At 69.5% G+C, this 9851-nt stretch carries 9 protein-coding genes; 1 reads left to right on the forward strand and 8 read right to left on the reverse strand.

From position 1 onward, the window contains the following. Nucleotides 1–114: 114 nt before the first annotated feature. On the reverse strand, nucleotides 115–618 hold the full coding sequence (locus WH07_RS14540) for an FBP domain-containing protein (protein ID WP_046500282.1): 504 nt from the start codon (nucleotides 616–618) through the stop codon (nucleotides 115–117). 61 nt (nucleotides 619–679) lie between these two features. Between WH07_RS14540 and WH07_RS14545 the strand changes: the two genes are divergently transcribed. Further along, nucleotides 680–1252, forward strand: a complete 573-nt coding sequence (locus WH07_RS14545) for a TetR/AcrR family transcriptional regulator (protein WP_046500283.1) — start codon at nucleotides 680–682, stop codon at nucleotides 1250–1252. 7 nt (nucleotides 1253–1259) lie between these two features. Here WH07_RS14545 and WH07_RS14550 read toward each other — a convergent pair whose 3' ends face one another. From WH07_RS14550 to WH07_RS14580, 7 genes are all read right to left on the reverse strand, one after another. Next, the gene (locus WH07_RS14550; protein WP_157877343.1) at nucleotides 1260–2954 is read right to left on the reverse strand and encodes a hypothetical protein; all 1695 of its coding nucleotides are present in this window, start codon (nucleotides 2952–2954) and stop codon (nucleotides 1260–1262) included. Nucleotides 2955–3214: 260 nt separating this feature from the next. Then, nucleotides 3215–3853, reverse strand: coding sequence for a hypothetical protein (locus WH07_RS14555; RefSeq protein WP_232788896.1), 639 nt, complete (start codon nucleotides 3851–3853; stop codon nucleotides 3215–3217). Then, a complete protein-coding gene (locus WH07_RS14560) occupies nucleotides 3840–5426 on the reverse strand; it encodes a substrate-binding and vWA domain-containing protein (protein WP_046500285.1) in 1587 nt (528 codons plus the stop codon). The genes WH07_RS14555 and WH07_RS14560 overlap by 14 nt, the downstream gene beginning before the upstream one ends. Nucleotides 5427–5449: 23 nt before the next feature. Continuing rightward, nucleotides 5450–6643, reverse strand: coding sequence for a toxic anion resistance protein (locus tag WH07_RS14565; protein ID WP_046500286.1), 1194 nt, complete (start codon nucleotides 6641–6643; stop codon nucleotides 5450–5452). 57 nt (nucleotides 6644–6700) lie between these two features. Next, the gene (locus WH07_RS14570; protein WP_198533805.1) at nucleotides 6701–7807 is read right to left on the reverse strand and encodes a hypothetical protein; all 1107 of its coding nucleotides are present in this window, start codon (nucleotides 7805–7807) and stop codon (nucleotides 6701–6703) included. Nucleotides 7808–7952: 145 nt separating this feature from the next. Next, nucleotides 7953–8378, reverse strand: coding sequence for an SCO4983 family protein (locus WH07_RS14575; RefSeq protein WP_046500288.1), 426 nt, complete (start codon nucleotides 8376–8378; stop codon nucleotides 7953–7955). 147 nt (nucleotides 8379–8525) lie between these two features. Then, a complete protein-coding gene (locus WH07_RS14580) occupies nucleotides 8526–9737 on the reverse strand; it encodes a pyridoxal phosphate-dependent aminotransferase (protein ID WP_046500289.1) in 1212 nt (403 codons plus the stop codon). Nucleotides 9738–9851: the final 114 nt, after the last annotated feature.

Here is a 9851-nt window from a genome sequence, read left to right on the forward strand (position 1 = left end):
CCCATTATTCGAAGCATCGTTCTTCGGAACCGGCGCTTCATACCCAACCCCCTCGCGAAAGGACGCCCGTCACCCACGCGCTCGTGCCCGCGGGCATCGGCGTCCCCACCAAACCTAGATCGGGGCGGTGACCATGGTGATGAAGGCCGTCAGATTTCTGCGGGTGCGGGCGATCTTCTCGTCCAGGGTCAGGGTCTCGTCGAAGCCCCTTCCGGCGGCCGTCCTCTGCTTGCCCCGGACATAGAGGGAGCAGGCCAGATCGGCGCAGAGGTACTGGCCGACGGTGTTGCCCTGGCGGCCCGCCTCGCCGGTGCGGCGGGCGGTCATGAGCGCCACCCCGCCGCCGGTGTGGGTCGTCACGCACACCGAACACATGCTGCGCGCGGTGAAGCCGCGCGCGGCCCCGCTCGCCGCCCGCAGCGCGAGGCCCAGCAGGCGACCATCGTGCTCGGCGACCAGATAGGCCCGCTCAGGAGCCCCCGGATCCCGCCAGCCCAGAAAGTCGAGATCGTCCCATGGGCACTCCTCCAGGCCCCTGGGCAGGCCCAGCCGGCCGGCCTCGCCCTTGGAGCAGTTGACGAACGACGTGCGGATATCGGTCTCAGTAAGGTGTCTCATGCCTCCCGAGGCTAGCTAGACTAATATATTTAGGCAAACGACTTATTCAATTAGGCAGGACATGGCGCGCACGGGCATCACCCCGGAACTGCTCACCCGGACCGCGGCGGAGCTGGCCGACGAGATCGGCTTCGACAACCTGACGGTGTCCGCGGTCGCGCGCAGGCTCGGCGTCAAGGACCCGAGCCTGTACGCGCACATCCGCAACGCGCGGGAGCTGAAGGTACGGGTGGCCCTGCTGGCCCTGGAGGAACTGGCCGACGCGGCGGCCACCGCCCTGGCCGGCCGCTCGGGCAAGGACGCCCTGGTGGCGTTCGCCAACGCGTACCGCGACTACGCCAAGAAGCACCCCGGGCGCTACGCTGCGGGCCAGTTCGAACTGGACGCCGAGGCGGCCCTCAACAGCGCCGCGCCCAGACACTCCCGGATGACCCGCGCGATCCTGCGCGGCTACGACCTGCCGGAACCCGACGAGACGGACGCGGTCCGCTTCCTGCACAGCACCTTCCACGGCTATGTGAGCCTGGAGACCGCGGGCGGCTTCAGCCACACTCCGCGCGAGGCCGAGGCCTCCTGGGCCTGGACCCTGGAGACGCTCGACCACGCTCTGAGAACCCGCCCGCGGACCGGCTGAGCGCTGATCAGGTGGGGATGGGCTTGGTCTGGGTGCAGTTCTTCCATTCGACCCAGGGGCGGGTGCCGCCGCTGGTGGGGCCGGTGGCGTAGGTGGGGTCGCCGGTGATGGTCTGGTTCTTGTTCTCGTGGGTGATCTCGATGCCGAAGAGCTTGAAACCGAGGGAGAACTGCCCGGCGGAGACGCCGTATCCGATGCCGAGTGAGGCGTTCCACCAGTCGGTGTTGGCCTTGTAGTCGAGCTTGCTGAGCTTTCCCTTGTCGTGGAGGAGACGTTCCAGGGGGCTGGCGTCGTCGTCCGGTGCCTCGGCGGCGTCGGACGGCGAGGGCAGCGGGTTCTTCGCGGGGTCGCCGCCCCGGCCGCGCAGCCAGTCCTCGACGGTGGTGCTGTCGGCGTCGTTGTCGAGGATCAACTCGGCGGTTTCGGTGTGAATCTCCGTGTCGTAGCTTCCGCCGCCGCCACCGACGTCGATGGTGACGGGTCCGGCGTTGGCGCCCACCTCGCCCTTGAATCCGCCGCCGCCCCCGGATTCCTGGCTGGTGGTGATGACCAGTTTTTCCGGGTGATGTGCGGCCCCGTCGGCTTCTTCCTGGTCGTAGGCGGCGGCGTCGTACGTGACGGCCACCTGCTGCATCCTCTCGCCGGTGGCCTGGCCAGCCACGCCGGCGATGCCCTTCACGGTGAACGTGTAGATGAAGGTGATCTTCCCGGCGTTCATACCGGAGTTGTGGCGCATGACGACGACATCCTCGGTCATGGTGCCGGAGACGACCTCGCCCGAGATCTTGCCCAGATCCTTGGGGCCGTCGCTCTTCCCGGAGTCCTTGCCGCTCTTGCCGTTGCCCTTGAACTTCCCGCCGAAGCTGGCGCTGCCGGATGCCTCGACGGTGGTCTTGGTGATGTCGACGTCCGGCGCCAGTTCCGGTTCGAGATCGGGTTTCTTGGAGGCCGCGTCCTGTTGGCAAGCCCCCATGTTCGCCCCGGGGTTGTAGCCGCTCTGGTAGCGGCAGCCGTCGTTCTGTCTGAGGTACGCGGCGAACGCCTGCGCGTCCTTGAGGTTGGCCTCCAGGTCCGCCTGGGGGTCGCCGGTCTTGTTCCCGTTGAAGAGCCACTGGCCGCCGTTGCCGCTGCCCGCCATGTACGTACCGCTCAGCTTGGCGCTGCCGCCCCAGTCCTTGAGGCCCGGAATGCCCGCGGAGATGCTCGCCGAGACCCCGCCCGCGTTGTCGTGCACCCGCTCCAGGGTGACCGTACCGTCCGACCACTGCTGGAGCTTGACCGTCTCCGAGCTGCTGATCTTGATGAAGACGATCTGGATGACGACCGAGTCCTTGGTCTGGTCCTGCGACAGCAGACACCTCGCGGGCTCGAACGGGTCGTCGCCGTCGGGGGTGAAGGTGTCGTCCCCGCCTCCCGCGCCTCCGCCGTCTCCGTCCCCGCCGCCCGCGTAGTCGCCGGAGGCGCAGGCGTCGGCGCCGCTGAGCGGGTGGAGTATTCGGCAGACCTGGGTCTTGAGCCCGGTCGCGGTGTCGCTGGGCACGCTCAGTCCGACGATCGCGGCGACGACCAGCGACACGACCCCGACCATGGCGGCGTACTCGGCCCCGCTCTGCCCCCGGTCGCTCCGTCGAAGACCGCCGCGCCTCCGGGCATAGTGCTGAGCATGCCCATGCCACTCAGCAAACCGGTCGGCACCCCTCATCGCTCCTCCTCGCCCACGCGCCACGATCCCCCGAGCGACAGCAGCCTAGGCACGGTGGCGGGCCCACCCGCAGGGCCCCTGGGCCCACTTGAGGGGCCCAGTTTCCGCAGGTCAGAGCCGCTCCGTAGGGGCCGGAAGTGGCATCGGTCCGACGGTTAAATGAACCCCGCGAGGCGGTGTGGAGACGGAAGGACGTCTGCCGGCCACGCACACGGGCCCGGGAAGTCTCCCGCGACTCCCCGGGCCCGTGCCGCTGTCCCTCACGACCCCTGCGGGCGGTGCCGGTCCTCCAGATACCTCGTGTGCGTCTCCTGCCTCCGCGACTCCGCCTCCCGCAGCGACGTCGCCAGCGCACGCGCCTCGTCGTACAGCACCGTGAGCTGGCGTTCGAGATGGCGCTCCGGGGGCTCCGTGCCCGGCTGGAGGCGCGTCCACCAGCGGGTGCGGACGAAGGTGTCCACCGACTCCGGGACATCCTGGCGGATCGCCCGCGACAGGGTGTGCACCCCCTCCGCGTCCATCGCCAGCGCGTCCGCGACCCAGCCGGGCTCCAGCAGCGCGTCCAGGACCTCGGTCAGCTCGGTGAGCCGGCCGGCGGCGGCCGGGGGCAGGTCGACCTCGGCCAGATAGGCGCGGAGCTTGGTGAAGTCGCCGCGCAGCTCGTCCAGTTGCTCGGCGGGGTTGGTGAAGGCCGGGGCGTCCGGGCGTTCCGGCGGGGCGATCAGCGCGCCCGCGCCGTACAGTCCGACCACCACCACCGGCCAGTACGGGCCCGCCACCCCGGTGAAGGTGAGGGCCAGGCCGCCCACGCCCGCCGCGCTGCCCACCAGGTTCTTGCGGGACTCGACGTACCCCAGAGCCCTGGCTCCGAATGATCTGCCGCTCCTACTGGTAGCCACGGATCTCCTCGAAAGCCCCGTCGAGCGACTCCGGGCCGCCCGTCGCGTCGAACAGCCGGCCGCCCGTGATCTGCGCGATGTGTTCCAGTTCCGCGCGGTCCGAGTCACCGAACAGGATGGGGAAGACCGGGGTCGCCCGACCGTCCTCGGGCAGCCCCGCGTAGAAGCTGTCGAACTCGACGGCCTTCGAGCCGGCCGTGTTCTCGCCGTCCGTCATCAGCACGATGGAGGTGAACGCGTCCGAGCCGCCCCCGCCGAGATGCGAGTACGCCTCCCGCAGGCTGCTGTAGATCGCCGTGTTCCCCGACGCCGACAGCCCCTTCGCGTCCGCCCGTATCCCGTCCAGCGCCGCCGCCCGGTTCCCCGGATCCACCGTATGCGTGCGGACCTGCTTCACATCGGAGCCGAACGGCATCAGCGTCACCTCCTCCCGGTCCCGGAAGCGCTCCCCGGTCGCCGACTCGTCCGTACCGGTCAGCCCTGCCAGCGCGTCCTTCAGCCGCGCCAGCCGCTCGCCCTTCATCGAGCCCGAGGTGTCCAGCACGTACACGGTGCGGGACGGACGCCGGAGCTGGTTCTCGTACGAGTTGAGCAGCCCGTCCGCGACCGACCGCGAGCCGGGGAAGGGCAGTTCGCGCCGCTTGTCCGTGGCCAGACCGGCGGCCGGGCGCACCGACGGGACGACAGGGCGCCGGAACGTCTGCTCGGTGAGCGCCTGCTGCGCCTCCGGGCTACGCAGATACGAGGTGAGCGCCTGGCCCGACTCCCGCGCGTCCTGCGGCGCCGAGGTCAGCAGCGTGAACGGATAGTCCGCGGTCACCACCCCGTCCTTGGGGCGGATCACGGTCAGCCCGGTATTGCTGTCCCGGTTCATGGACAGCAGCACCGACTCGTAGTTCACGAGCGCGTCGACGCTGCCGCGCCGGGTGTACGCCGTGGCCAGCCACCCGGACGAACCGGAGGTGAGCTTCTGCCCGGTGAAAAATTCCTTCAGCTTCCCCTTCGCCCGGTTCACATCGGCGTCCGTGAGCGCGGACTGCGCGCCCGAGAGACCCGAGGCGACCGAGATCAGCGCGGAGAAACCGGAGTTGGAGCGTACGGGGTCGGTCATCCCGTACGTCAGCTTCCCGGCCACCACCGCCTGGTGCACCTGCGACCAGGTGACCTGGTCCGGCTGCCAGCCCAGCCGCTGCACGGTCGCGGCCTTCACCCCGAGCGCGACCGGCGAGGACATGATCGGGGTCTCGTTGGTGATGCGCTCACCGGCACCGGGGTCGAGCCGCAGATAGTCGTTGGAGGACAGCCACACCGCGTCGTACTTGCCGTCGGCCTTGCCGGACGCGATCAGCTCGGCGGCGTCCAGGGTGCCGGTCCAGGTGGGCCGTACCTTCACCCCGGTCTTCTGCTCGGCCTGGTCCAGCACGCCCTGCATGTCGGAGAGTTCACTGGAGGCGAGCACACGCAGGGTGCCCTTGTGGTACGAGGTGTCCGCACCGGGACCGGGGTCCTTCGCGGCATCGTCACCCCCCGACCCGCCCGTACACGCCGCGACGGCCAGCAGAGCCACCGCCATGGCCGTCCCGGTCAGTTTCCGTCTCACCGAAGGCCCCCTTCGAGCGCGCCCGCCGACCGGGTCCGCTCCAAATACGTGCTGGCGCTCTGGAGTTCAGCCGTCAGCGACTCCACCGTCGACGCCATCGACTCCGTCGCCTGGATCTTGTACGTGTCGATCGCGTCCAGCGTCCGGTAGATCTGCTGGAACGCCGACCGCAGCGTCTCCGCCCCCACCGCCGGATCCGCCGCTATGCGCTGGATCTCGCCGCTCTGGGTGGCGAGCATCTCCGCGTTGCCGCGGATCAGGTCCTCGGTCGTCGAGCGCAGCACATTCACCTGCTCGGTCACCCTGCGCTGGTTCTCCAGCGCCGACGAGAGCATCACCGCGATCCGCAGTGCCGAGACCGTGGTTGTCGCGGCGCGGTCGACGCCCTTGATCAGCTCCTCGTTGTTGCGCCGTACGACATCCATCGCGAGATAGCCCTGCGCGCACACCGCGAGCTGGGTGAGCAGGTCCTGATGCTTCTGCCGGACCGGGAAGAGCACATCGGCGCGGAGCGCGTCCGCCTGCGCGGGGTCGGTGAGCCCGAGCGAGGTGATGCGCTCCTCGACCGCCGTGTCCAGTGCCGAGGTGAGCACCGCGTACTCCTGGAGCTTGCCCATGGTCTCCCACAGGCGCGTCCGCTCGGTGTGCAGCGCGGCGTTGTCGCGCCGGAGTTCGTCCTGCCCGCCCCTGAGCGAACTCACGATCTTGTTCAAGGTGCCCTGCGAGGAGGCGTACTTGGCGGCGTGATCGCGCAGCTTGTTGCCGCCGGGCAGCTTCGACAGGAACCGGCGGGCCCCCTTGCCCGGCGTGTCGCGCGGGTCCAGGTCCTCGACCGTACGGCGCAGCTCGACCAGCGAGTTGGAGACCCGGGACTGGGCGTCCTCGCCGCCGGAGGACAGTGAGTGGATCGTACGGTCCAGCATCCGGTTGGACTGCTGGGCCGCGTTGCGGATCTCACCCGATCCCAGGTTGGCGATCTCGCCGATACGGGTGGTGAATTCGGGCGAACGGGAGTCGATCGCGGCGAGCGAGCCGACGTACTCCGTGGCGCGCCGCGTCATCTCCTCGCGTACGGAGTCGTCGAGCGGCACCAGTCCGGCGGCCTGCTCGGTTCGGACCGGGGCGACGGGTTCCGGTGGCGTGAGGATCAGCTCCGAGCCGGCCGGGCCGGGGCTCTGCTCTGTGGACATTCGGTTTCCCCCTGAGGCTTTGACGAGATCAACTGCTGTGACCGGGCCGGCCGGCCGCTACGACCGGGCCCGTTGCGCCATCGCGTGCAGCCACTCGGTGGTGGGCACGGGCGCCTGACGGACCCCGGTCAGCGTCTGGTTGAGGAAGTCCTGGTACGGCGCGGTGGCCGCGGTGAACTCGGCCGCGGCCCCCTGCGGGCGGAAGCCGTGCCGTACCGCCAGCTCGCGCAGCCGCTTGTCGGTGGTGAGCAGATCGCCGAGCGCCCGGCCGTTCTCGTTGAACGGTACGAGCGTGTGGTCGCTGTTGACGGTGGTGTCCGGGTAGAGCACCACCAGATCGCCGACCTCCTGCTTCTGCAGCAGCACCGAGGCGACCTGCGACTCGTAGACCAGCACGAGCGGATTCCCGACGCCGCTGATGAAATCGCGGAACGGCGCGTCGGAACTGGGCTGCTGGGACCCCTGCACCACGGTGAGCTGCTTGAGCAGCGGAGCCGTCTGGTCGACCGCTTTCTTGTCGCCGACGACCTTGCCGCCGTTGGCGACGAAGGACGCGGCGGCGAGATAGAGCGCGCCCGAGTTGGAGGTCATGGGGTCGGTGCTGGTGATGAAGACCGTCCCGGTCAGCTCGGCGTGGCCGGCCGTGCCCTTGAGCTGCTGCCAGGTGCGCTGCTCGGCGGCGGCGTCGAGATATGGGCCCATCCGCAGGGTGCCGCGGGACTTGCCGTCCAGGGTGGCGAGGCCGTTGTCGGCGAGGACCTGGGCGGCGGCGCGATGGGCGACGACCACCAGCGGCGAGTAGAAGGGCCGCAGGGGCGTGCCCGGGACCTTGAACTTCTTGGCCAGTTCGTCGGCCGGGGCCGTGGAGGAGGGGAAGGCGAAGTCGGTTTCTTCGAGTGTGAGCTGTTCCTCCATGGCCCAGGAGCCGGAGGTCTCCGTCTTCACGGTGAAACCGTGCTCGTCCAGCGCCTTGATCACATCGGGGTCGGCGAAGAACTCCGCCTTCTCCGAACCGATGACTCCCCGCACGGTCTTCGTTGCCGTGTCTGATACCTGGCTCTCTCGGCCTGCCACGACGGCTGTTATCACGCCGCCGATCAGCAGCACCGCCAGGATGATTCCCACGATGCGTTTCACGCCCAAAGGGTGCTCGCGGAGACCCACATTCCGGGGTGAGTTGCGTGTACGGAGGGTGAAGTGCCCATCCCGGAAAGGAACCGGAGGCAACCGTTCATGACGCGGACGAGCGGGGTTCGTGTCGGGTCCGTGGGTGCCGCTCGCGCCCCGGCCGATCGCGGGGGCGCCGCCGTCAGCGGGCGGCGAGCAGGCGCTGGTCCCGGGCGGCGGCCGGGGGCTCGCCGGCGGGCGGTGCCTCGTTGAGCGCGGCCGTGTGCGCGTCCATGCGCTCGGCCGAGAGGATCGCCGCCGCGGTGTCGGCGCGCGAGGCGGCCACCACCAGCGCACGGCCCGCGAGGGCGAGGGCGCGACGGTGCAGCGCGACCGGGTCGGCGTCGGTGAGCGCGGCATGGCGGGCCGGCGGGGTGCCGCGCAGCCGTACGATCTGCCGGGCGATGCACTCGGCGGGCTCTTCGAGACCCAGCTCGTCGGTGACGGTGAGCAGCGCGGAGAGATGTCCCGCGAGCTGGATGTTCAGCTCTTCCTCGCGGCTGCGGTGTGGGAAGTCGGCGCGATCGGCCATCGTGTGGACCGACTTCGCGCGGATCGGCTCGTACATGAGGATGGCCTCCTGGCATCGTCAGGAGACCATCCTACCTTGGATTCAGTCTAAAGTTGAGCGCGGTCCGGAAGCTTCCGGTATGCGGACAGGGGTACGGCCGTACGCGCTGTACGGGCCGGTGGCGTACGCCCGTACGCGCCGGCGCTACGGCTGCGCGTACCCGTCCAGGAAGTTCCCGATCCGGGTCACCGCGTCCGTGAGGTCCTGGACGGCGGGCAGGGTGACGATCCGGAAGTGGTCCGGCTCCGGCCAGTTGAACCCCGTACCGTGCACCACCATGATCCGCTCGGCCCGCAGCAGATCGAGCACCATCTGCCGGTCGTCCTTGATCTTGAAGACCTTCGGATCGAGCCGCGGGAAGAGATACAGCGCGCCCTTGGGCTTCACGCAGGTCACGCCGGGGATCCGGGTGAGCAGCTCGTACGCGGTGTTCCGCTGCTCCAGGATCCTGCCCCCGGGCAGCACCAGTTCCTGGATCGACTGCCGGCCGCCGAGCGCGGTGGCGACCGCGTGCTGGGACGGCATATTGGCGCACAGCCGCATGTTCGCCAGGATCGTCAGCCCCTCGATGTACGAGGCGGCATGCGCCTTGGGGCCGCAGACCGCCAGCCAGCCGGAGCGGAAACCGGCCACCCGGTAGTTTTTCGAGAGCCCGTTGAAGGTGAGGGTCAGCAGATCGGGGGCGACGGCGGCGGTGGGGGTGTGGGTGGCGCCGTCGTACAGGATCCGGTCGTAGATCTCGTCGGAGCAGACGACGAGATGGTGGCGGCGGGCGATCTCGGTGAGGGCGGTGAGCATCTCGTCGCCGTACACCGCGCCGGTGGGGTTGTTCGGATTGATGATCACGAGCGCCTTGGTGCGGTCGGTGATCTTCCGCTCGATGTCGGCGAGGTCCGGCATCCAGTCGGCCTGCTCGTCGCAGCGGTAGTGCACGGCCGTGCCTCCGGCGAGGGAGACGGAGGCGGTCCAGAGGGGGTAGTCGGGGGCCGGTACGAGCACCTCGTCGCCGTCGTCGAGCAGCGCCTGCATCGACATCTGGATCAGCTCGGAGACACCGTTGCCGAGATAGACGTCCTCGACGTCCAGCTCGATGCCCTTGGTCTGGTAGTGCTGCATCACCGCGCGCCGGGCGGAGAGCAGCCCCTTCGCGTCGCCGTAGCCGTGTGCGTCGCCGAGGTTGCGCAGGACGTCTTCGAGGATCTCGGGCGGGCACTCGAAGCCGAAGGCGGCCGGATTGCCGGTGTTGAGCTTGAGGATACGCTGGCCCGCCGCCTCCATCCGCGTCGCCTCGTCGAGGACGGGGCCCCGGATCTCGTAACAGACGTTTGCGAGCTTCGTCGACTGGATGACCTGCATGTACGTGAGCTTACGGCCGCGTAACGGAGCCCGCGTGGTGTTTTGGGACACGTCAGCCGTGCGGGGGATTCCATGGGGCGGGCGAACGAGACCGGCAGGCGGAGAACGGCGAGC

The organism is Streptomyces odonnellii, from assembly GCF_000981895.1.
GTDB lineage: Bacteria > Actinomycetota > Actinomycetes > Streptomycetales > Streptomycetaceae > Streptomyces > Streptomyces odonnellii.